29 protein-coding genes, 1 tRNA gene and 1 pseudogene are annotated in these 19,955 nt (G+C 55.6%); 2 read left to right on the top strand and 29 right to left on the bottom strand.

The annotated features are described in order from the left end of the window. The 3 genes and pseudogenes from C5P05_RS35040 to tnpA form a co-directional block, all read right to left on the bottom strand. Positions 1-112, bottom strand: a pseudogene (locus C5P05_RS35040) (transposase domain-containing protein); the annotation flags it as partial. Positions 113-341: 229 nt separating this feature from the next. Beyond that, complete coding sequence (gene tnpB, locus C5P05_RS24645) at positions 342-674, bottom strand: IS66 family insertion sequence element accessory protein TnpB (RefSeq protein ID WP_114972509.1); 333 nt, start codon at positions 672-674, stop codon at positions 342-344. A gap of 7 nt (positions 675-681) precedes the next feature. Continuing rightward, positions 682-1,074, bottom strand: a complete 393-nt coding sequence (gene tnpA / locus C5P05_RS24650; protein ID WP_114972510.1) for an IS66-like element accessory protein TnpA — start codon at positions 1,072-1,074, stop codon at positions 682-684. Positions 1,075-1,295: 221 nt separating this feature from the next. On the opposite strand from tnpA, the gene C5P05_RS33835 reads away from it, so the two are divergent. After that, positions 1,296-1,565 (top strand): hypothetical protein, encoded by a 270-nt coding sequence (locus tag C5P05_RS33835; protein WP_157979452.1) that lies wholly within the window; start codon positions 1,296-1,298, stop codon positions 1,563-1,565. 507 nt (positions 1,566-2,072) lie between these two features. On the opposite strand, the gene C5P05_RS24660 is transcribed toward C5P05_RS33835, so the two are convergent. The 26 genes from C5P05_RS24660 to C5P05_RS24785 all read right to left on the bottom strand — a co-directional run bounded on the left by C5P05_RS24660 (position 2,073) and on the right by C5P05_RS24785 (position 19,029). After that, a tRNA-Met gene (locus C5P05_RS24660) sits at positions 2,073-2,149 on the bottom strand. Positions 2,150-2,170: 21 nt separating this feature from the next. Then, entirely contained in the window at positions 2,171-2,569 is a 399-nt protein-coding gene (gene rplQ, locus C5P05_RS24665; RefSeq protein ID WP_114972512.1) for a 50S ribosomal protein L17, read from the bottom strand. Between the two features lie 84 nt (positions 2,570-2,653). Continuing rightward, positions 2,654-3,643 carry a DNA-directed RNA polymerase subunit alpha gene (locus tag C5P05_RS24670; protein WP_114972513.1) on the bottom strand — a complete coding sequence of 330 codons (990 nt, stop codon included), beginning with the start codon at positions 3,641-3,643 and terminating at the stop codon, positions 2,654-2,656. Positions 3,644-3,759: 116 nt separating this feature from the next. Next, entirely contained in the window at positions 3,760-4,383 is a 624-nt protein-coding gene (gene rpsD, locus C5P05_RS24675) for a 30S ribosomal protein S4 (RefSeq protein ID WP_114972514.1), read from the bottom strand. A gap of 83 nt (positions 4,384-4,466) precedes the next feature. Beyond that, complete coding sequence (rpsK, locus tag C5P05_RS24680) at positions 4,467-4,871, bottom strand: 30S ribosomal protein S11 (RefSeq protein ID WP_114972515.1); 405 nt, start codon at positions 4,869-4,871, stop codon at positions 4,467-4,469. Between the two features lie 19 nt (positions 4,872-4,890). Continuing rightward, the gene (rpsM, locus tag C5P05_RS24685; protein ID WP_114972516.1) at positions 4,891-5,256 is read right to left on the bottom strand and encodes a 30S ribosomal protein S13; all 366 of its coding nucleotides are present in this window, start codon (positions 5,254-5,256) and stop codon (positions 4,891-4,893) included. A gap of 24 nt (positions 5,257-5,280) precedes the next feature. Continuing rightward, on the bottom strand, positions 5,281-5,394 hold the full coding sequence (gene rpmJ / locus C5P05_RS24690) for a 50S ribosomal protein L36 (protein WP_084795560.1): 114 nt from the start codon (positions 5,392-5,394) through the stop codon (positions 5,281-5,283). A gap of 64 nt (positions 5,395-5,458) precedes the next feature. Continuing rightward, positions 5,459-5,677, bottom strand: coding sequence for a translation initiation factor IF-1 (infA, locus tag C5P05_RS24695; protein WP_077563621.1), 219 nt, complete (start codon positions 5,675-5,677; stop codon positions 5,459-5,461). A gap of 14 nt (positions 5,678-5,691) precedes the next feature. After that, a complete protein-coding gene (gene secY / locus C5P05_RS24700; protein WP_114972517.1) occupies positions 5,692-7,002 on the bottom strand; it encodes a preprotein translocase subunit SecY in 1,311 nt (436 codons plus the stop codon). Positions 7,003-7,024: 22 nt separating this feature from the next. Beyond that, positions 7,025-7,456: a 50S ribosomal protein L15 gene (gene rplO / locus C5P05_RS24705; RefSeq protein ID WP_114972553.1), complete on the bottom strand. Its 432-nt coding sequence runs from the start codon at positions 7,454-7,456 to the stop codon at positions 7,025-7,027. Between the two features lie 10 nt (positions 7,457-7,466). Next, positions 7,467-7,649, bottom strand: a complete 183-nt coding sequence (gene rpmD / locus C5P05_RS24710; RefSeq protein WP_114972518.1) for a 50S ribosomal protein L30 — start codon at positions 7,647-7,649, stop codon at positions 7,467-7,469. Between the two features lie 15 nt (positions 7,650-7,664). Then, positions 7,665-8,189, bottom strand: a complete 525-nt coding sequence (gene rpsE, locus C5P05_RS24715; RefSeq protein ID WP_114972519.1) for a 30S ribosomal protein S5 — start codon at positions 8,187-8,189, stop codon at positions 7,665-7,667. A 17-nt stretch (positions 8,190-8,206) separates the two neighbouring features. Further along, positions 8,207-8,572 (bottom strand): 50S ribosomal protein L18, encoded by a 366-nt coding sequence (gene rplR / locus C5P05_RS24720; protein WP_114972520.1) that lies wholly within the window; start codon positions 8,570-8,572, stop codon positions 8,207-8,209. An 11-nt stretch (positions 8,573-8,583) separates the two neighbouring features. Next, positions 8,584-9,117: a 50S ribosomal protein L6 gene (gene rplF, locus C5P05_RS24725; RefSeq protein ID WP_114972521.1), complete on the bottom strand. Its 534-nt coding sequence runs from the start codon at positions 9,115-9,117 to the stop codon at positions 8,584-8,586. A gap of 26 nt (positions 9,118-9,143) precedes the next feature. Further along, positions 9,144-9,539 carry a 30S ribosomal protein S8 gene (gene rpsH / locus C5P05_RS24730; protein ID WP_114972522.1) on the bottom strand — a complete coding sequence of 132 codons (396 nt, stop codon included), beginning with the start codon at positions 9,537-9,539 and terminating at the stop codon, positions 9,144-9,146. An 18-nt stretch (positions 9,540-9,557) separates the two neighbouring features. Continuing rightward, a complete protein-coding gene (gene rpsN / locus C5P05_RS24735) occupies positions 9,558-9,863 on the bottom strand; it encodes a 30S ribosomal protein S14 (protein WP_114972523.1) in 306 nt (101 codons plus the stop codon). Positions 9,864-9,871: 8 nt separating this feature from the next. Further along, positions 9,872-10,411 carry a 50S ribosomal protein L5 gene (gene rplE / locus C5P05_RS24740; protein ID WP_114972524.1) on the bottom strand — a complete coding sequence of 180 codons (540 nt, stop codon included), beginning with the start codon at positions 10,409-10,411 and terminating at the stop codon, positions 9,872-9,874. Positions 10,412-10,413: 2 nt separating this feature from the next. Beyond that, entirely contained in the window at positions 10,414-10,734 is a 321-nt protein-coding gene (rplX, locus tag C5P05_RS24745) for a 50S ribosomal protein L24 (protein WP_114972525.1), read from the bottom strand. Between the two features lie 9 nt (positions 10,735-10,743). Then, positions 10,744-11,112: a 50S ribosomal protein L14 gene (rplN, locus tag C5P05_RS24750; protein WP_114972526.1), complete on the bottom strand. Its 369-nt coding sequence runs from the start codon at positions 11,110-11,112 to the stop codon at positions 10,744-10,746. Between the two features lie 193 nt (positions 11,113-11,305). Further along, positions 11,306-12,913: a glycerol-3-phosphate dehydrogenase/oxidase gene (locus tag C5P05_RS24755; protein WP_114972527.1), complete on the bottom strand. Its 1,608-nt coding sequence runs from the start codon at positions 12,911-12,913 to the stop codon at positions 11,306-11,308. A gap of 131 nt (positions 12,914-13,044) precedes the next feature. Then, positions 13,045-14,775 (bottom strand): ABC transporter substrate-binding protein, encoded by a 1,731-nt coding sequence (locus tag C5P05_RS24760; RefSeq protein ID WP_114972528.1) that lies wholly within the window; start codon positions 14,773-14,775, stop codon positions 13,045-13,047. A gap of 86 nt (positions 14,776-14,861) precedes the next feature. Continuing rightward, positions 14,862-15,170, bottom strand: coding sequence for a DUF2160 domain-containing protein (locus C5P05_RS24765; protein ID WP_114972529.1), 309 nt, complete (start codon positions 15,168-15,170; stop codon positions 14,862-14,864). A gap of 12 nt (positions 15,171-15,182) precedes the next feature. After that, positions 15,183-15,995, bottom strand: coding sequence for a carbohydrate ABC transporter permease (locus tag C5P05_RS24770; RefSeq protein ID WP_114972530.1), 813 nt, complete (start codon positions 15,993-15,995; stop codon positions 15,183-15,185). Further along, complete coding sequence (locus C5P05_RS24775) at positions 15,988-16,881, bottom strand: carbohydrate ABC transporter permease (RefSeq protein WP_114972531.1); 894 nt, start codon at positions 16,879-16,881, stop codon at positions 15,988-15,990. The genes C5P05_RS24770 and C5P05_RS24775 overlap by 8 nt, the downstream gene beginning before the upstream one ends. Next, a complete protein-coding gene (locus C5P05_RS24780; protein WP_114972532.1) occupies positions 16,878-17,954 on the bottom strand; it encodes an ABC transporter ATP-binding protein in 1,077 nt (358 codons plus the stop codon). The genes C5P05_RS24775 and C5P05_RS24780 overlap by 4 nt, the downstream gene beginning before the upstream one ends. 1 nt (position 17,955) lies before the next feature. Further along, positions 17,956-19,029, bottom strand: a complete 1,074-nt coding sequence (locus tag C5P05_RS24785; protein ID WP_114972533.1) for an ABC transporter ATP-binding protein — start codon at positions 19,027-19,029, stop codon at positions 17,956-17,958. 155 nt (positions 19,030-19,184) lie between these two features. On the opposite strand from C5P05_RS24785, the gene C5P05_RS24790 reads away from it, so the two are divergent. Continuing rightward, the gene (locus C5P05_RS24790) at positions 19,185-19,952 is read left to right on the top strand and encodes a DeoR/GlpR family DNA-binding transcription regulator (RefSeq protein ID WP_114972534.1); all 768 of its coding nucleotides are present in this window, start codon (positions 19,185-19,187) and stop codon (positions 19,950-19,952) included. Positions 19,953-19,955: the final 3 nt, after the last annotated feature.

Consider the following 19,955-nt stretch of genomic DNA (forward strand, 5'->3'; position numbering starts at 1 on the left):
TCTGGCCCGCATCGAGCTGCTCGCGACTGCGACCGAACTTCCAGCGTTTGAGGACCGCCATCTCGTGCGTGAGCTGGTCAATCTTGGTTTGGCGGTACAGGATCTCGCGGTCTTTGGCCGCAATCGTCAGCTCACGACGGGCGATTTCCTGGTCATGAGCAGCAATCTTGGTCAGCAAGCCATTGACCATTTCGCGCAGCTCTTGAGCGCTGAGATTTGTCAGGGTTTGCGTGTCGACGAGCATGACAAGTAGTGTGCCAAACCATCAATTGCAAGCCAATTGGGACATGCCCGAATAGACTGAACCGCACTGGTTTATTCATGATCAAACTGCTGCCTTGTCACACCACGGTGATGCTGCCTTCGCCGATTCGCGCCCACGGCAGGCCCAGAACCAAGGCATCAAGCTGGGCCCGGCTCAGGGTCATTTGCGTCATGGTGTCGCTGTGCGGCCAGACAAACTTGCCCTGGTGCAGCCGCCTGGCCGCCAGCCAGATGCCAAAACCGTCATGCACCAATACCTTCATGCGGTTGGCCCGTTGGTTGGCAAACAGGTAGGCGTGGTGCGGGTGCGCGGCGCCGAAGACTTTGACCACGCGCGCCAGCGCCGTATCCGGGCCAGCCCGCATGTCCAGCGGCTGTATGGCCAGCCACGCACAATCGATACGGATCATTCAGTAATTACCTGAGCCATTCGCGCAGCCATGCAGCGCATGATGCGGCGCCTTCGAGCGGCCAGTTCACCGTGATGGTGCTGCTGCCTTTATGAACCTCGACCCGGATGTCGGGTCTGGCGCTGGAGCCGCCCTCAACCGCTGGCAGGGCTGCAGATGCCTGCTCCAGGGTGACTGGCACAAATGACTGAGCCCGTAGCAGCAGGGCCGCGCGCTCATCTTCGTGAAGCCAGCGGTGGACAATGTTGGCGTTAATGCCATGGGCCAGGGCAACCCCGGCCACGGACGCGCTGCCTTGACGGCATTCCTGTATGACCTCGGCCTTGAGCTGCGGGCTGTAATAACGTCTTGTGGGGCGAGGGCTATCGACCTCGTTCGAACTGGTGTGCACGATCTTCATGATGCACACTATCGTTTCGATTGGCCATCGATTCAATATGCCTTGGGCAGACGCTTACGAACAGCATCCCACGTACGCCAAATGGAGCCATACAGAAGCCCGCCTATGTTGACTTACAACGCATCCTGCAACTGCGGAGCATCGAGTCAACGCAATGGGACACAAAGCGACTCGTTCGCCTACTCCAAGAGCTGAACATCGCTCACGCAAACGAGGCGCACATGGCGACTGCAATGCTAGTCCGTGCGATCATGGATCACGTGTCCCCAATATTCAAGTTGAAGAATTTTTCTGAGGTAGCGAACAACTACCCCGCTCCGCGCTCATTCAGCGAGCAAATGAAGCAGCTAGACACGTCACTTCGTAAAATCGCCGACACACATCTTCATCAGCCAGTTCGAAAGGCAGAAGTGCTGCCGCTTGCACCGCAAGTTGACTTTCGCGGTGCGCTAGATGTTTTACTCTCCGATATCGTCCGGTTGCTGCAGTAGTCAGTTCGCATTGGGGACTTACGCGGATCCACCCTGTGGCGGTAAAGACCCTGCGGCGCGCGCTACAAGTTTTGTATTTCGTCAAGAGGAGGTTTTGGATCTACCTCAATAATCGTGTCCACATACCAGCCATTGGTGACCGTCAGCAACTGGCCCAGACCGGGTACTCCCTATTTTTAGGTGACCGACTCTTCCAGCTGCGCACCTGACTCAGACTTCTCCGCCGCCAATGTCGGTGATGGGAATTTATCGAGGTGAATTTAAGGGCAGCTTTATGGAACTCCGCCGTCAATCCTGGTGGACATCTCTTGGTGAGTTCAATGGCGGGTATCGGGCTAGCACTTCGATAAACTGAAATTCGGCTTTGGGCACAGCACCAATGGTCGCACGGAAAACAGCGGAGATTTGCTGGGCACACCATGGGCACAAAATGGGCACGCAGTGGGCACAAAGCAAAACGCCAACTCGAAAGTTGGCGTTTACTTACGGGGAAAGCCCCGTATCTATTGGTTGCGCGAGTAGGATTTGAACCTACGACCTTTGGGTTATGAGCCCAACGAGCTACCAGGCTGCTCCATCGCGCGGCATCTTTAAATTATAACCTATTAAGCTTCCGCTGTCTCGACAATTGCTTCGTTATTCACGGGAGCGCGATCAACCAACTCCACCAAAGCCATGGGCGCATTGTCACCAACACGGAAACCCATTTTCAGGATACGGGTGTAGCCGCCCGGACGGGTTTTGAAACGTGGGCCCAAGTCATTGAACAGCTTGACAACGCTATCGCGATCACGCAACCGGTCAAATGCCAGACGGCGATTGGCTACTGTCGCTTCTTTAGCCAGTGTAATCATGGGCTCAATAACGCGACGGAGCTCCTTGGCCTTGGGTACCGTGGTTTTGATGACCTCATGCTCGATGAGCGAGTTCATCATGTTGCGCAACATCGCCAAACGATGCGAGCTGGTGCGATTAAGTTTACGTAGTCCGTGTCCGTGACGCATGGTGCTTTTCCTTCAGTTATATAGCAGGCAGCCGTATCAGGTACTGCCCGTTGCACTGAGCCCATATTTCATGGGCTCTTTAAATTAACGCTTTTCGAGAGCGGCTGGAGGCCAACTTTCAAGCTTCATGCCCAAAGTCAGACCACGGGAAGCCAGCACTTCCTTGATTTCATTGAGCGACTTACGACCGAGATTAGGAGTCTTTAACAACTCGTTTTCCGTACGTTGAATCAAATCGCCAATATAGTAAATATTTTCAGCTTTCAAGCAGTTCGCCGACCGAACCGTCAGTTCAAGCTCATCCACGGGACGCAGCAGGATAGGATCAAACTGCGTGCTACCGCGAGGTGCAGGTGCATCAAACGCAGCCAACTCGCTACCTTCCAACTGCGCAAATACAGCCAGTTGCTCGACCAGAATTTTAGCGGAAGCGCGAACAGCATCTTCTGCAGAAATAGCGCCGTTGGTTTCAATATCAACTACCAGCTTATCCAGATCAGTGCGTTGCTCGACACGTGCACTCTCAACGGTATAACTGACGCGTTTCACCGGGGAAAATGAAGCATCCAGAACAATGCGTCCGATGGATTTGGTGGGTTCATCCGCATGGCGACGCATCGTGCCCGGAACATAACCACGGCCTTTCTCAACCTTGATCTGCATATCGAGCTTACCGCCTTGCGACAAGTGAGCGATGACATGATCCGGGTTGATAATTTCAACATCGTGAGGGGTTTGAATGTCACCCGCCGTCACAACACCCTCGCCATCTTTGCGCAGGCTTAGCGTCACTTCATCACGGTTGTGAAGCTTGAACACCACGCCTTTGAGGTTCAACAAAATATTGACTACATCTTCTTGCACGCCATCAATGGACGAGTACTCATGCAGCACGCCAGCAATCGTGACTTCCGTCGCGGCATAACCCGGCATGGAGGACAACAACACCCGGCGCAGTGCATTGCCCAAGGTGTGACCATAGCCGCGCTCAAAAGGCTCAAGAGCAACTTTGGCACGATTGGCACCAAGTTGCTCGACATTAATGGCTTTAGGTTTCAGTAGATTATTTTGCATGCAGACTTCCTCTCAATACCCCCGGCTCGTTACACCGGTAAGGCTGACGAAGCACCCAAGTCGCAGCACGCCACGCCTTGGGAACACTTTCGAATGAATAACGTGTTGAAACGCGATTAACGCGAATACAACTCAACGATCAACGATTCGTTGACGTCGGCGGCGAACTGATCGCGATCAGGAACCGACTTGAATGTGCCTTCAGCTTTTTCAAGATTCACTTCGACCCAAGCTGGCATGCCAACTTGTTGTGCCAACTGAAGCGCTTCTGCAATCCGATTTTGCTTTTTCGACTTGTCACGAACCGCAATCACATCGCCCGTTTTGACCATATAGGACGGGATGTTGACTGATTTGCCATTCACGGTCATGGCCTTGTGCGAAACCAACTGACGCGCTTCAGCACGAGTTGATCCAAAGCCCATACGGTACACAACATTGTCGAGACGGGATTCCAAAAGGACCAACAGGTTTGCACCGGTGTTACCTTTGCGGCGATCAGCTTCTTCAAAGTAGCGACGGAATTGCTTTTCCAAAACACCGTACATACGCTTGACTTTTTGCTTCTCGCGAAGTTGCAAGCCAAAATCAGAGGTACGTGCACCCGAAGTGCGGCCATGTTGACCTGGTTTGGAGTCGAATTTGGCCTTGTCTCCGATGGAGCGACGAGCACTCTTCAAAAACAGGTCAGTGCCTTCACGGCGGGATAATTTGGCCTTGGGGCCTAGATAGCGTGCCACGTGAACTTCCTTTATGTCATCTGCCGCACGTTAGTGCGGGAGCCACCGGCGGAGGGCCAGTGGCGGTGGGCTTGTTAAAAAAATTAGATACGACGACGCTTTTGTGGGCGGCAGCCATTGTGTGGCACCGGCGTCACGTCAGCAATCATGTTGATGCGGATACCAAGAGCAGCAAGCGCGCGAACCGAAGATTCACGACCTGGACCTGGTCCCTTGATTTCAACGTCAAGATTCTTGATACCTTGCTCAATGGCAGCGCGACCAGCCACTTCAGAAGCCACCTGGGCTGCGAACGGCGTGGACTTGCGAGAGCCCTTGAAACCTTGACCACCTGACGAGGCCCAAGACAAAGCATTGCCTTGACGATCCGTGATCGTGATGATGGTGTTGTTGAAGGAGGCGTGAACGTGCGCCACACCGTCTGCAACATTTTTACGAACTTTTTTGCGAACCCGTTGGGCCGCATTATTGGCGGGAGCTTTTGCCATGGTGGTCTTTCAATCCCTGTTATTTCTTCAATGAAGCAGCAGCCTTGCGGGGGCCTTTGCGGGTACGAGCATTCGTCCGTGTACGCTGGCCACGCATGGGCAAGCCACGACGATGACGGAAGCCACGGTAACAGCCGATGTCCATCAAACGCTTGATGTTCATCGTCGTTTCACGACGCAGATCACCTTCAATGGTGAACTGTGCGATTTGGTCGCGAATTTTTTCCAGATCCGAGTCAGTCAAATCCTTGACCTTCTTGGAATAAGCAATGCCACAAGCCTCGCAAATTTTGCGAGCCCGGGTGCGACCGATTCCAAAGATGGCTGTCAAGCCAATTTCAGAATGCTGTTGCGGCGGAATATTGATGCCAGCGATACGTGCCATTTTCGTCCTCTAAAACTCTTGCAATTAACCCTGGCGCTGCTTGTGACGTGGATCCGTACAGATCACGCGCACAACGCCCTTACGCCGAATTACCTTGCAGTTACGGCAAATTTTCTTGACCGAAGCCGAAACCTTCATTTCATTCTCCTAAAACTGTTTCGATGTTCCGGCAATACATCGCGCGGAACACATTCCATTACTATTATTTAGCCCTGAATACAATACGCGCCCGACTTAAGTCGTAAGGCGTAAGTTCAACAGTGACCTTATCTCCAGGAAGAATGCGAATGTAATGCATACGCATCTTTCCGGAAATATGCCCGAGTACGATGTGACCGTTTTCCAGCTTCACGCGAAATGTCGCGTTTGGCAGGTTTTCGACCACCTCTCCTTGCATCTGAATAACATCGTCTTTTGACATATTTACCAATCGCCTTATGAAGACTTGAAATTAGCCTTCTTCAACAGCGATTCATATTGCTGCGACATCATGTAATTCTGAACTTGTGCCATGAAATCCATAGTCACAACCACGATGATCAAAAGAGAAGTACCTCCAAAGTAAAACGGTACGTTGTACTTCAGGATTAAAAATTCAGGCAGCAAACATACCAGAGTGATATAGATCGCACCCGCGAAAGTCAGTCGTAACAAAATCTTGTCAATGTACTTGGCTGTTTGATCGCCAGGTCGTATGCCAGGAATAAACGCACCACTCTTCTTCAAGTTATCTGCAGTTTCACGGCTATTGAACACTAGCGCCGTATAGAAAAAGCAGAAAAATATGATTGCAGCAGCATAAAGCATCACGTAGATGGGCTGACCAGGCGTCAAAGACCCTGCAATATCCTTTAACCAACGCATCGAATCACCCGCGCTAAACCAACCGACGACGGTTGCTGGCAACAAAATAATCGATGAAGCAAAAATCGGGGGTATGACACCAGCCATGTTCAGCTTCAAGGGAAGATGCGACGATTGCCCACCGTATACCTTGTTACCAACCTGCCGCCTTGCATAGTTCACCAAAATCTTACGCTGTCCACGCTCAACAAATACAACAAAGAAAGTTACAAGAGCGACCAGAATGACAATGAACAAAGCAATGATGATACTCATCGCGCCAGTTCGTACCAATTCAAGCAAGCCCCCAATGGCGTTCGGCAAACCAGCCGCAATACCGCCAAAAATCAGGATCGAAATACCATTACCCAGACCACGTTCGGTAATCTGCTCACCCAACCACATCAGGAACAATGTCCCCGCCGTCAAAGTGACGATTGCAGTCATACGGAACCCAAATCCAGGCGAAATCACGAGTCCGGCAGAGCTTTCCAATGCAATGGCAATACCCATCGACTGAAACAAAGCCAACCCAAGCGTCCCGTAACGGGTGTACTGGGTTATCTTGCGTCGACCGCCCTCACCCTCTTTCTTCAGTTGCTCAAATGCGGGAAGCACATAGGTCAACAACTGCATGATGATCGATGCCGATATATACGGCATGATCCCCAAGGCGAAAATAGTAAACCGGGACAAAGCGCCCCCGGAAAACATATTGAACATGCCCAATATTCCGCCTTGTTGGCCCTTGAAGAACTGCGCCAGTTGCGCAGGATCTATGCCAGGAACCGGAATGTGGGCACCCACTCGGTAAACGACCAACGCGAGCAACAAAAAAACAAGCCGACGACGCAAGTCACCGAATTTGCCAGTTTTAGCCAGTTGAGACGCGTTAGTTGCCACTTGTGATTTCTTTCAAACCTACTTAAGCGAGGCTTCCGCCGACCGCTTCAATCGCTACCTTGGCAGCAGCCGTTGCACCAATACCTGTGAGCTTCACAGCTTTAGTGAGCTCACCTGTCTTGATGATTTTGACGACCTTCGCCAATTCACCAACAAGGCCCGCTTGCTTCAGCGTCACCAAATCAACCTCAGCAGCGCCGAGTTGCTCCAGCGCAGCCAAAGTGACCTCGGCATTGAACTTCAGCAAATGGGATTTGAAACCGCGTTTTGGCAAACGCCGTTGCATAGGCATTTGACCGCCTTCAAAACCAACTTTGTGATAGCCGCCCGCGCGGGATTTTTGACCCTTGTGACCGCGCCCAGCAGTCTTTCCGATGCCGGAGCCGATACCACGACCGACACGACGCTTGTAGTGCTTTGCACCTTCAGCAGGCTTGATGCCATTGAGTTCCATCATCAACCTCTTAGAGCACTTTGACCAGATAACTGATCTTGTTAATCATGCCGCGAACCTCAGGTGTATCCACCAATTCACTTGTGCTGCGAATTTTGCGGAGACCAAGACCACGAACTGTTGCGCGGTGCGACTCTTGGCAGCCAATCGGGCTGCGAATTAGCTGCACTGTCACTTTTTGTTGAGCTGTCATTTTTGAGACTCCCGGTTAGACGAAGAGTTCTTCAACAGTCTTGCCGCGCTTGGCTGCCACTTGTGACGGAGTCGTCGCATGTGAAAGCGCATTCAGCGTGGCACGAACCATGTTGTAGGGATTTGATGAGCCATGGCTTTTCGCCACGATATCGGTAATGCCGATCACCTCGAAAACCGCACGCATAGGACCGCCGGCAATGATGCCTGTCCCTTTTGGAGCAGGCGCCATCATGACTGAAGCAGCACCATGCTGGCCCAACACCTTGTGGTGAATGGATCCATTCTTGAGCGACACTTTCGTCAAATTGCGACGCGCTTCTTCCATTGCTTTTTGCACAGCTGCAGGCACTTCTTTCGACTTGCCCTTACCCATGCCAACGCGCCCTTCGCCATCTCCCACCACGGTCAAAGCCGCAAAACCAAGAATGCGGCCGCCTTTGACCACTTTGGTAACGCGATTGATCGCAATCATTTTTTCACGCAGGCCGTCTTCAGGCCCTTCAGCCTTACCCTGCATTTTCGCTTGAAATTTAGCCATCTTTATTTCCGATCTGCTTAGAACTGCAAGCCAGCTTCACGTGCCGCATCAGCCAACGCCTTGACGCGGCCGTGGTACGCAAAACCTGCGCGGTCAAACGCTACTTTTTCAACACCAACCGCCTTGGCTTTTTCAGCCAGACGCTTGCCAATAATTTGGGCAGCAGCAACATTGCCACCTTTACCCGAGCCGCCAAGGGCTTTGCGCACTTCGACTTCTGCTGTTGAAGCAGTTGCCAGCACCTTGCCACCGTCGCCAGAAATAACGCTGGCGTAAATGTGCAAGTTGGTGCGGTTTACCGTTAGCCGGGCGACACCTTGAGTGGCGATCCGGATGCGGGTCTGACGAGACCTGCGAAGACGCTGTTCTTTTTTGGTCAACATGTTGCAGCTCCTTATTTCTTCTTGGTTTCTTTGATCGTGATCTTTTCGTCCGAATAACGGATACCCTTGCCTTTATAGGGCTCAGGAGGACGAATTGCACGAATCTCGGCAGCTACTTGACCCACGCGCTGACGATCCGCACCCTTGATCACGATTTCCGTGGGAGTCGGCGTTGCAACGGTGATACCAGCTGGCATGTCTTTATTGACCGGATGAGAATAGCCAACAGTCAGATTGAGCTTGGCGCCTTGCGCCTGGGCCTTGTAACCCACACCAATCAGATTGAGCTTCTTCTCAAAACCCTTGGTCACACCAACCACCATGTTATTCACCAGCTGACGCATGGTGCCGCTCATGGCATTGGCTTCGCGAGAGTCATTGGCTGGCTGAAAGCTCAGCTTGCCAGCATCGTTGGTCACTTTAACCAAAGTATTTTGAGTCAAAGACAGCGCACCGCCAGTACCTTTGACGCTGATCTGATCATCTTTAATCAGCACATCCACGCCGGCCGGAATGGCGACGGGCATTTTTCCTATACGGGACATTTTCAGTTACTCCTCAATGTCACGTTTTAGGCGACGTAGCAAAGTACTTCACCACCGACACCGGTAGCGCGCGCTTTGCGATCAGTCATGACGCCCTTGGGGGTTGTGACAATTGCCACACCCAGGCCGTTTTGAACTTGGGGAATGGCATCGCTGCCACGGTAAACACGCAGACCAGGGCGACTCACACGCTCAATGCGCTCAATCACTGGTCGGCCAGCGTAATATTTCAGGACAATTTCCAACTCAGGCTTGCCGTCTGCAGCATTTACCTTGAAACTATCAATGTAGCCTTCGTCTTTCAACACTTGCGCAATTGCAATCTTCACTTTGGAAGAAGGAACGCTAACAGTGGTTTTAGCCACCATTTGCGCATTGCGAATGCGTGTCAACAGGTCGGCGATGGGATCACTCATGCTCATATCTATGTCTCCTACCGCTTACCAGCTGGCCTTGACCATGCCGGGGATTTCCCCTGCAAAAGCCATTTCACGAATTTTTGCACGCGCCAGACCGAAATGCTGGAATGTGCCACGGGGGCGACCGGTGATCGCGCAACGGTTGCGCTGACGTGTCGGATTTGCATTGCGCGGAAGCATTTGCAGACCCAGACGGGCTGCTGCACGCTCTTCTTCAGTGCGCTTTACGTCGCTTGCGATTGCCTTGAATTCCGCGTGTTTTTTCGCGTACTTTGCAACCAGTTTGTCGCGCTTGAGTTCGCGCTGGATTAATGCCATCTTAGCCACAGGTCACCTCAGTTCTTGAACGGGAAACGGAAACCTGTGAGCAGTGCTTTGCACTCTTCATCAGTCTTGGCCGTGGTGGTGATACTGATATTGAGACCACGCAAGGCATCAACCTTGTCATATTCAATTTCAGGGAAAATGATTTGCTCTTTAACGCCGATGTTGTAATTACCACGACCGTCAAACGCGCGCCCGGAGATACCCCGGAAGTCACGAACACGCGGCAAAGCCACGGTCACGAAGCGATCAAGGAACTCAAACATCTGCACACCGCGCAGCGTCACCATGCAACCAATTGCTTGGTTTTCACGGATTTTGAAGCCTGCGATAGCCTTCTTGGACATGGTGACCACCGGCTTTTGACCAGCAATCTTGGTCAGATCACTAACCGCGTGATCCATAACTTTCTTGTCAGCCACCGCTTCACTCACACCCATGTTGAGCGTGATTTTTGTAATGCGCGGCACTTGCATCGGCGATGTGTAGCCAAACTTGGCTATCAGCTCCGGCGCTAATTTTTCGCGATAGTGTTGTTGCAAACGAGCCATGCTTATGCCACCTTGATTTCTTCGCCGGTCGACTTGTAAACGCGGAAGCGCTTACCATCAGCCGCCAGCTTGATGCCAACACGATCAGCCTTACCAGTAGCAGCATTAAAAATTGCCACATTGGACTGATGAATCGGCATTGACTTTTCGACAATGCCACCAACCGTACCCTTGAGGGGGTTTGGCTTGGTATGCTTTTTCACTACATTGATGCCTTCGACGAGCACGTAGGAGTCATCTTTGCGCAAGGCAATCTTGCCGCGCTTACCCTTGTCGCGCCCGGTGAGCACGATGATGTCGTCGCCTTTGCGAATCTTGTTCATGGCGCGTCCTTACAAAACTTCAGGAGCCAGGGACACGATCTTCATGAACTTCTCAGTGCGCAACTCGCGCGTCACTGGTCCAAAGATGCGGGTGCCGATTGGCTCTAATTTGGCATTCAGCAACACGGCTGCATTGCCATCGAATTTAACCAGAGAGCCGTCGCTACGACGAATGCCCTTGGCCGTACGAACCACTACCGCACTGTAGATCTCGCCTTTTTTGACGCGACCGCGCGGAGCAGCTTCTTTAATACTAACTTTGATGACATCACCAACACTAGCGTAGCGACGCTTCGACCCGCCCAGCACCTTGATGCATAGAACAGATTTGGCGCCGGTATTGTCGGCAACTTCTAATCGAGATTCAGCTTGGATCATTTCAATTATTCCCAACTTGCACCAGAAGCAGCAAAAACCAGCCTCTCAGCCAGCAATCAACCACTTCCAGTCAGTCTTGGGCCCGTCGTTTACAACATGAACCACTCACATTGCACCTTTTGGGCAGACACTTCATACTTTTTCAAGCGAAGCCTTAGATTATGCCGCACTTTTCACCCATCGGCAAGAATATTTATTCCGGCAATCGTAAATAGTGTTGCGCCAGCTCTGAAAAAGCCTCGACTTGGGGATCCAGCCCCGTCTCATGCACAAGAATCTCACCAACCTGGGCGGCCAGCGAATTCGCCAGGCGAGCGTCCAGAAACAGCAATCGCATGCGACGTGCCAGCACATCCTCCACCGTGATGGCGTACTCGTAACGGGCGGCAAAACGAACCATGGCTTCCGTTACACCTTCGCAGAGCGCCACATGGGCACCCGGCAAACTCATCACCTGCGACTGTTCGTCGCCGTAGGAATGCAAGCCCGGAGGTTGGCAAATCGAGGTTGTTTTCATCCCCGGTGGGCCCGAGCCAACCAGTTTCAGGTGGGCCGTGGTGCCTTCTTTTCGTTTTTCGATCAATGCGTTCTGGATACAGACATTCAAAACATCCTCAGCCATGGCACGGTAGGTCGTCCACTTGCCGCCGGTGACCGTCACCAACCCGCTGTGGCTGACCAGGACCGTATGCTCGCGACTCAGTCCCTTGGTGTTGTCGCCATCCTCCCCTTGAGGCTTGACCAGTGGGCGCAGTCCAACCCAGACGCTCTTGACGTCGGCACGGACGGGCGCACGGCGCAGGTAGCGAGCCGATTCGTTCAAAATGAAATCTACCTCTTCCTTGAACGGCAGCGGTTCGCGCGCCAGGTCATGGCGCGGGGTGTCGGTGGTGCCCAGGATGACCTTGCCCAACCACGGCACAGCGAACAGAACTCGTCCATCAGCTGTTTTTGGCACCATCAAACCGACGTCCGCGCCCAGGAATTCGCGATCCACCACGATGTGAACGCCCTGACTGGGGGCCACCATAGGTTTCGTGGGGTGCGCGCCGTCTGCTTCATTCGCCGCTGCATCCTTCTGTCGAAGTTCGTCCACCCATACCCCAGCGGCGTTGATGACACAGCGTGCATTGATGCGGTATGGCTGGCCAGTTAGCGTGTCTTCGCATACCAACCCGGCCAGCTTGCCCCCCTCATACAGAAGGTCTGCTGCACGGCAATAATTAAGCAGCAACGCGCCGTGGAGAGCGGCGGTACGGGCCAGCGCCAACGCCAGCCGCGCGTCGTTGAACTGCCCGTCCCAGTATTTGACACCGCCCACAAGGCTTTCCGGCTGAGCCGTTGGCAATAGCGCAAGGGTTTCGGCGCGACTCAGAAACTCCGTCTTCCCCAAACCAGCCTTGCCCGCGAGCAGGTCGTACATCTTGAGCCCCAGCCCATAAAACGGAGTCTCCCACCACTTATAGGACGGCATGATGAACGCCAGGGGTTGCGCCAGATGGGGCGCGTTGCTCAGCAGCGTGGTCCGCTCCTGCAGCGCCTCGCGCACGAGTGCGATATTGCCCTGCGCGAGATAGCGCACCCCGCCATGCACCAGTTTGGTGGAGCGCGATGAGGTGCCCTTGGCAAAATCGTGGGACTCCACCAGCACCACACTGAAACCCCGTGCAGCCGCGTCCAGCGCCACGCCAAGGCCGGTGGACCCGCCCCCGACGACAGCAATGTCATATTGACGCGCCTCGGACAACCGGGCCATCAGTTCACCACGGCGGGTCAATAGGGGCTGCGTTTCGATGGCCATAAATCAAACTCTCGACAATTCAACAGTTTCAGCGGGTAGGGTGTTGTGCGCGAAACCAGCCGCAACAACAGGCCGTGTGGCGTATTGCTCACACGGCCACCTCGTGGCGCGTTAAACGATCACGGCACGGGTCAGCGGGCCTTTCCGTTTTTCCAGGCGTTCAACAGCGTGTCATAGGCAATGGTTTCACCTTTTGGCTTTTCGTTGGCCAGCTTCTTCCAGGGCGCACCCTTGTCGCTCAGGTACTTGTTGGGATCGCCCTTGGGGTTGAGTTTAGGCGCGCAACGGGCCATGCCGGCCCGCTCAAGACGGGCCATGACCTGGTCCATCTCTTCCGCCAGATTGTCCATGGCTTGCTGCGGGGTCTTTTCACCCGTCACGGCCACGGCCACGTTCTTCCACCACAACTGCGCAAGCTTCGGGTAGTCCGGCACATTGGTGCCGGTGGGCGTCCAGGCCACACGCGCCGGGCTGCGATAGAACTCGACCAGGCCACCGAGCTTGGGCGCCAGATCTGACATGGCCTTGGACTGGATATCCGATTCGCGGATCGGCGTCAGCCCGACGATCGTCTTCTTCAACGACGTGGTCTTGGCAGTCACGAACTGCGCATAGAGCCAGGCGGCAGCGGTCTTGTTGGCGTCATGGTTGTCGAAAAAGGTCCAGGAACCCACGTCCTGGTAGCCGTTCTGCATGCCTTGCTTCCAGTAGGGGCCATTCGGGCCAGGGGCCATGCGCCACTTCGGCGTTCCGTCGGCATTGACGACTGGCAAGCCAGGCTTGGTCATGTCGGCGGTGAACGCGGTGTACCAGAATATCTGCTGGGCGATCTGGCCTTGTGCGGGCACCGGCCCTGCTTCGCCGAAGGTCATGCCGGTCGCATCCTTGGGCGCGTACTTCTTCATCCAGTCGACGTACTTGGTCAGGGCATACACGGCGGCCGGCGAATTGGTCGCACCGCCACGGGAGACTGAGGCACCCTGCGGCGTGCAGCCGTCGGCCGAAGCGCGGATGCCCCATTCGTCGACCGGCTTGCCATTGGGGATGCCGATGTCGGCCGTGCCGGCCATCGACAACCAGGCGTCAGTGAATCGCCAACCCAGCGATGGGTCCTTCTTACCGTAATCCATGTGGCCGTAGATCGGCTTGCCGTCGATGGTCTTCACGTCTTCGCTAAAGAAGGCGGCGATGTCCTCGTAGGCACTCCAGTTCAGCGGCACACCGAGGTCGTAGCCGTACTTGGCCTTGAACTTATCCTTCAGGTCCTGGCGTGCGAACAGGTCGGCGCGGAACCAGTACAGGTTGGCAAACTGTTGATCTGGCAACTGGTAAAGCTTTTTGTCGGGGCCGGTGGTGAAGCTGGTGCCAATGAAATCTTTCAGGTCGAGGCCGGGGTTGGTCCACTCCTTGCCCTTGCCAGCCATGTAATCGGTCAGATTCATGATCTTGCCGTAACGGTAGTGCGTGCCGATCAGGTCCGAGTCAGAAATCCAGCCGTCGTAGATGGACTTGCCCGATTGCATCGAGGTCTGCAGTTTCTCGACCACGTCGCCTTCTTGAATGAGGTCGTGCTTGACCTTGATTCCGGTGATCTCTTCAAACGCCTTGGCCAGGGTCTTGGATTCGTACTCATGCGTCGTGATGGTTTCGGACACCACCGAGACCTCTTTCACACCTTTGGCCTGCAGCTTCTTGGCCGCATCGATGAACCATTTCATCTCGGCCGTTTGTTGCTCCTTGGACAGCGTGGAGGGTTGGAATTCGCTGTCAATCCATTTCTTGGCTGCCGCTTCGTCAGCCCAAACCTGGCTGGTCAGCGCGCTGGCGACCGCCATTGTCAATGCGGTGTACCGCAGTTTCATAATGAATCTCCTCGGGTGTTACGTCCCCTGACTCAAAGGCTGCTTCGGCTTCAGGGGACACCAAGCCGATCCTTATTATTTGGTGGCTAGCCTTTGCGCATGATCAGTCCAAGCAAGCCCATGGACAAAACAAAGCTGATCCAGATGGAAGGTTCACTATCCAGCCCCAGCCAGGTGGCCAACCGGCCACTGGCGCCTACAAAAGCCAGGTTCACATAGGCCGCGCTCAGCAGCCCGATGAACAGGCGGTCGCCGCGCGTGGTCTCTATCGGCAAGAAGCCTTTGCGCAAGGTGGTGGGGGATTTGATCTCCCACACCGTCATGCCCGCCAGCATCAGGGCTATGCAGCTAAAAAACACGGCCACCGGGGTGGTCCAAGCCATCCAGTCAAACATGTGGTACTCCTATCAAACGCGACCCATCGCGAAACCCTTCGCGATGTAGTTGCGTACAAACCAGATCACGATGGCGCCCGGCACAATCGTCAGAACCCCGGCAGCGGCCAAGGTGGCCCAGTCCATGCCGGAAGCCGATACGGTACGCGTCATGATGGCCACGATGGGCTTGGCGTTCACGCTGGTCAAGGTACGGGCCAGTAGCAATTCAACCCAGCTGAACATGAAGCAGAAGAAGGCAGCAACCCCCACGCCCGCCTTGATCAAGGGCAGAAAGATCGTGACGAAGAACCGCGGGAACGAATAACCGTCGATGTAGGCGGTTTCGTCAATCTCGCGCGGAATCCCGCTCATGAAACCCTCCAGAATCCAGACGGCGAGGGGCACATTGAACAAGAGGTGCGCCAGGGCCACCGCCAGATGCGTGTCCATCAAACCGACCGTGGTGTAGAGCTGGAAAAAGGGCAGCAAAAATACCGCGGGCGGCGTCATGCGGTTGGTCAGCAACCAGAAAAATACATGCTTGTCACCCAGAAAGCTGTAACGGGAAAACGCATAGGCCGCCGGCAAGGCGACCGTGATCGAAATCACCGTGTTGATGCCGACATAAATCAGGCTGTTGATATAGCCCGAGTACCACGACACGTCCGTCAGGATGGTCTTGTAGTTGGCCCAGGTGAAGTGCTGGGGAAACAGCGAGAAGCCAGAGACGATCTCGTTATTGGTCTTGAACGACATGTTGACCATCCAGTAGATGGGCAGCAGGGCGAAAACAATATAGAAGAGCAGAAACACCGAGCGTTTTTGAAATCCAGGCTTATTCATGACCACCCTCCTTTTCCTGGGTGCCGACGCGCTGCATCCAGTTGTACAAAATGAAGCACAGCAACAAGATGATCAGGAAATAGATCAGCGAGAACGCTGCGGCCGGCCCCAGATCAAACTGCCCCACCGCTTTTTGCGTCAGAAACTGCGACAGGAAGGTGGTGGAGTTGCCCGGCCCGCCGCCGGTCAGCACAAAGGGCTCGGTATAAATCATGAAACTGTCCATGAAGCGCAAGAGCACCGCAATCATCAACACTCCCCGCATTTTGGGAAGCTGAACGTACCAGAACACGGCGAATTTGCTGGCACCATCGATGCTGGCGGCCTGGTAATAAGCGTCTGGAATGGAGCGCAGGCCGGCGTAGCCCAGCAAGGCCACCAGTGGCGTCCAGTGCCACACATCCATGAGCAGCACCGTGATCCAGGCGTGCGTGGCATTGCCGGTGTAGCTGTATTCAATCCCGAGCCCCTGCAGCGCCGCGCCCATCAAACCGATATCGGTGCGCCCGAAGATCTGCCAGATGGTGCCCACCACGTTCCACGGAATCAACAACGAGAGCGACACAATGACCAGAACGGCCGATGACTTCCAGCCTTGCGCGGGCATGCTTAGTGCCAGCAGGATACCCAGGGGGAGTTCCACGGCCAGCACCGAAAACGAGTACGTCAGTTGCCGCAGCAGCGCACCGTGCAATTCCTCGTCACGCATGATGGCGGCAAACCATTCAGTACCCACAAACACCCGCCGCTCCGGCGAGATGATGTCCTGCACCGAGTAGTTGACCACCGTCATCAAGGGCAGGATCGCCGAGAAGGCAACGCAAATCAGCACCGGCAGGATCAGGAACCAGGCCTTCTGGTTCACCGGCTTGGTGGTAGTGCTCATGGCACGATCTCCTCATTCAGATAAAAACAGGTGTGCTCGCCCATCACCTTGAGCCAGACCACCTCGCCAGGGGCCCACTGCACCGCATCCGGGGACAGACGCGCCTTGAGCACATGCCCGTCCAGGCTGGCGCTCAGCATGACGTGGGTGCCCACGTCCTGAACCTGCGACACCGTCGCGGCCACGGCCCCCGCCGTGTGAGCGGGCACCGGCACCACATATTCGGGACGCACGCCCAGCTTGATGGCGCCGGCCGGCAAGCTTCGCCCGGAAGGCAATGCCAAAGTCATGCCCCCTATATGGAAACCTGTGTCATCCACGTGCCCGGCCAGGAAATTCATGCCGGGGGAACCAATGAAATGCCCGACAAAGGTATGGCTGGGGCGCTCAAACAAGTCGGCCGCCGACCCCACCTGCACGGCGCGACCCCGCGTCATCACCATCACCTGGTCCGCGAAGGTGAGCGCCTCCACCTGGTCATGCGTCACGTAAATCAGGGTCAGCTTGAGTTCGTGGTGAATCTGCTTGAGCTTGCGGCGCAATTGCCATTTGAGGTGCGGATCGATCACCGTCAGCGGCTCGTCAAACAGGACCGCCGAGACATCGGGCCGCACCAGCCCGCGACCCAGCGATATTTTCTGCTTGGCGTCGGCCGCCAGGCCGGCGGCGCGCTGATTCAACTGGCCGCTGAGTTCCAGCATCTCGGCAATCTCGCCGACCCGCTTGTGGATCTGCTCCTTGGGAACTTTTCGATTGCGCAGGGGAAACGCCAGGTTTTCGGCCACCGTCATGGTGTCGTAAATCACCGGGAACTGAAACACCTGGGCGATGTTGCGCTCCTGCGGCGAGGCCCGCGTGACGTCGCGGCCATCAAAGTGCACGCTCCCGCGTGACGGCACCAACAAGCCCGACATGATGTTGAGCATGGTCGTCTTGCCGCAGCCCGAGGGCCCCAGCAGTGCATAGGCGCCGCCATCTTCAAACGTCATCTTCAGGGGCAGCAGCGCATAGTCGCTGTCCTGCTGGGGGTCGCGCCGGTAGGCATGCGCCAGATCGAGTTCAATGCGTGCCATATCAGCGTCCCATGCCCCGCACCGGCGCCAGCAGCAGCAAGCCCTGGGCGTCAAAAACATAGACCTGTGCCGGATTGAAATAAAGGGTGACAAGCGCACCCAGATTGAAGTGGTGAACGCCGGTAATTTGCGCCACCAGCTCGCCCACCAGCGTGACCACATGCACAAAGGTGTCGGAGCCCGAGATCTCGGCCAGTTCCACCTTGCCGGGCAAGGCCACATCGCCAGGCTCCGCCCGGACCCGCAAGGCACTGGCGCGCATGCCAACCGCGAGTCGCTGCGACGCCGTCGCCGGCAAGCCGATGGCCAGAGACGGCCCGCCGTCCAGCTGCACCGCCTCGGCGCCGGCGCTGGCCCGCAACAGATTCATCGGCGGGTCACTGAAGGCGCGGGCCACGCGCAGCGATTTAGGCGTGTGAAACACCTCGGCGGTGGGACCGTACTGCAGCAGCTCGCCCGCGTCCAGCACCGCCGTATAGCCGCCCAGCAGCAGGGCTTCGCCCGGCTCGGTGGTGGCGTAAATCACGGTCGAGTCACCGGCCGCGAACAGCGCGCTCAACTCCTCGCGCAGCTCTTCACGCAGCTTGTAGTCCAGGTTCACCAACGGTTCATCCAGCAGCATCAGGGGAGCCCCTTTGGCCAAGGCACGCGCCAGGGCCACGCGCTGCTGCTGCCCACCCGACAGCTCGGCCGGATAGCGATCCAGAAACATCTCGATATGCAGTTTTTCAGCCAGCTCGCGCACGCGCTGTTCAATGCCTTTTTCACCCCGCAACTTCAAGGGGGAGGCAATGTTGTCGCGCACCCGCAGAGACGGGTAGTTGATAAACTGCTGGTACACCATGGCCACGTTGCGCTCACGCACCGGCACACCGACAACATTGGCGCCATTCACCATCACGCGTCCACCACTGGGCACATCCAGCCCGGCCATGATGCGCATGAGGCTGGTCTTGCCAGCCTGGGTGGCGCCCAGCAACACGGTCACCGCACCGCTGCGCGGCGCCATGCTCATGTCGTACAGCCACGTTTGCGGCCCTACTTTCTTGCTGATGCCCTCAAGAGTCAACTGCATCACGCTACCTTTACTTGTTGGATTTGTGAATTTGATTTTCGAATTGAAGAATTATTCGTTCGTTTCAATTCGTTTTAACTCGGTATTTACCCTAAAGGCATTCTTTTTGATTCGTTTTAAAGTCAACACATCCCCGATTGGGATAAAAACACCCGATGAATCCAAACCCAAGACAACTCACCCTGCTCACCGTGGTTCATGCGCAGGGCTCCGTCACCGTCGAGCAGTTGGCGGACGAGCTCGGCGTCACCCTGCAAACCGTGCGGCGCGATGTCCAGCGGCTGGCGGACGAAGGGCTGCTGGCGCGTTTTCACGGTGGCGTGCGCGTGCCCAGCTCCACCGTGGAAAACATTGCGCATCAACAGCGCGAAAGCCTGAATGCAGACGGCAAGTCGCGCATTGCCCGCGCGGTGGCGGCGGCAGTGCCCAACGATTGCTCGCTCATCCTGAACATCGGCACCACCACCGAAGCCATTGCCAGGGCGCTGCGCCACCACACCGGGCTGCGCGTCATCACCAACAACCTGAATGTGGCCAGCATCCTCAGCACCAACCCGCAAAGCGAGGTGATCGTGGTTGGCGGCGTGGTGCGCGGACGCGACCAGGGCATCGTGGGCGAAGCAGCGGTGGACTTCATACGGCAATTCAAGGTGGACATTGCCGTGATCGGCATTTCCGGCATTGAGGCCGACGGCTCCCTGCGCGACTACGACTACCGCGAAGTCAAGGTGTCGCAAACCATCATCTCGCATGCGCGCGAGGTATGGCTGGCGGCGGACATCAGCAAATTCAACCGCCCCGCCATGGTGGAGGTCGGCCGCCTGTCCCAGATCGACCGCCTGTTCACCGACGCGCCGCCGCCCGACCCCTTTCCGACCCTGCTGGTCGAGGCCCAGGTGCGTTATGACATTGCCCTGCCCTGAACA

It is taken from the genome of Rhodoferax ferrireducens (genome assembly GCF_003347515.1).
GTDB lineage: Bacteria > Pseudomonadota > Gammaproteobacteria > Burkholderiales > Burkholderiaceae_C > Rhodoferax.

What these genes read in the sequence shown, in the direction of transcription:
- rpsK (WP_114972515.1), bottom strand. Translation starts at nt 4,871, where the DNA reads ATGGCAAAAGCTCCCGCCAATAATGCGGCCCAACGGGTTCGCAAAAAA.
- rplF (WP_114972521.1), bottom strand. Translation starts at nt 9,117, where the DNA reads ATGTCCCGTATAGGAAAAATGCCCGTCGCCATTCCGGCCGGCGTGGAT.
- C5P05_RS24770 (WP_114972530.1), bottom strand. Translation starts at nt 15,995, where the DNA reads ATGAATAAGCCTGGATTTCAAAAACGCTCGGTGTTTCTGCTCTTCTAT.
- rplQ (WP_114972512.1), bottom strand. Translation starts at nt 2,569, where the DNA reads ATGCGTCACGGACACGGACTACGTAAACTTAATCGCACCAGCTCGCAT.
- rplE (WP_114972524.1), bottom strand. Translation starts at nt 10,411, where the DNA reads ATGGCTCGTTTGCAACAACACTATCGCGAAAAATTAGCGCCGGAGCTG.
- C5P05_RS24775 (WP_114972531.1), bottom strand. Translation starts at nt 16,881, where the DNA reads ATGAGCACTACCACCAAGCCGGTGAACCAGAAGGCCTGGTTCCTGATC.
- rpsM (WP_114972516.1), bottom strand. Translation starts at nt 5,256, where the DNA reads ATGGCACGTATCGCTGGCATCAATATTCCGCCGCAACAGCATTCTGAA.
- C5P05_RS24755 (WP_114972527.1), bottom strand. Translation starts at nt 12,913, where the DNA reads ATGGCCATCGAAACGCAGCCCCTATTGACCCGCCGTGGTGAACTGATG.
- rplR (WP_114972520.1), bottom strand. Translation starts at nt 8,572, where the DNA reads ATGTTGACCAAAAAAGAACAGCGTCTTCGCAGGTCTCGTCAGACCCGC.
- rpsE (WP_114972519.1), bottom strand. Translation starts at nt 8,189, where the DNA reads ATGGCTAAATTTCAAGCGAAAATGCAGGGTAAGGCTGAAGGGCCTGAA.
- rplO (WP_114972553.1), bottom strand. Translation starts at nt 7,456, where the DNA reads ATGGAACTCAATGGCATCAAGCCTGCTGAAGGTGCAAAGCACTACAAG.
- tnpA (WP_114972510.1), bottom strand. Translation starts at nt 1,074, where the DNA reads ATGAAGATCGTGCACACCAGTTCGAACGAGGTCGATAGCCCTCGCCCC.
- infA (WP_077563621.1), bottom strand. Translation starts at nt 5,677, where the DNA reads ATGTCAAAAGACGATGTTATTCAGATGCAAGGAGAGGTGGTCGAAAAC.
- C5P05_RS24780 (WP_114972532.1), bottom strand. Translation starts at nt 17,954, where the DNA reads ATGGCACGCATTGAACTCGATCTGGCGCATGCCTACCGGCGCGACCCC.
- C5P05_RS24670 (WP_114972513.1), bottom strand. Translation starts at nt 3,643, where the DNA reads ATGCAAAATAATCTACTGAAACCTAAAGCCATTAATGTCGAGCAACTT.
- C5P05_RS24790 (WP_114972534.1), top strand. Translation starts at nt 19,185, where the DNA reads ATGAATCCAAACCCAAGACAACTCACCCTGCTCACCGTGGTTCATGCG.
- rplX (WP_114972525.1), bottom strand. Translation starts at nt 10,734, where the DNA reads ATGAACAAGATTCGCAAAGGCGACGACATCATCGTGCTCACCGGGCGC.
- C5P05_RS24765 (WP_114972529.1), bottom strand. Translation starts at nt 15,170, where the DNA reads ATGTTTGACTGGATGGCTTGGACCACCCCGGTGGCCGTGTTTTTTAGC.
- rpmD (WP_114972518.1), bottom strand. Translation starts at nt 7,649, where the DNA reads ATGACAGCTCAACAAAAAGTGACAGTGCAGCTAATTCGCAGCCCGATT.
- rpsH (WP_114972522.1), bottom strand. Translation starts at nt 9,539, where the DNA reads ATGAGCATGAGTGATCCCATCGCCGACCTGTTGACACGCATTCGCAAT.
- rplN (WP_114972526.1), bottom strand. Translation starts at nt 11,112, where the DNA reads ATGATCCAAGCTGAATCTCGATTAGAAGTTGCCGACAATACCGGCGCC.
- C5P05_RS24760 (WP_114972528.1), bottom strand. Translation starts at nt 14,775, where the DNA reads ATGAAACTGCGGTACACCGCATTGACAATGGCGGTCGCCAGCGCGCTG.
- tnpB (WP_114972509.1), bottom strand. Translation starts at nt 674, where the DNA reads ATGATCCGTATCGATTGTGCGTGGCTGGCCATACAGCCGCTGGACATG.
- C5P05_RS24785 (WP_114972533.1), bottom strand. Translation starts at nt 19,029, where the DNA reads ATGCAGTTGACTCTTGAGGGCATCAGCAAGAAAGTAGGGCCGCAAACG.
- rpmJ (WP_084795560.1), bottom strand. Translation starts at nt 5,394, where the DNA reads ATGAAGGTTTCGGCTTCGGTCAAGAAAATTTGCCGTAACTGCAAGGTA.
- C5P05_RS33835 (WP_157979452.1), top strand. Translation starts at nt 1,296, where the DNA reads ATGGCGACTGCAATGCTAGTCCGTGCGATCATGGATCACGTGTCCCCA.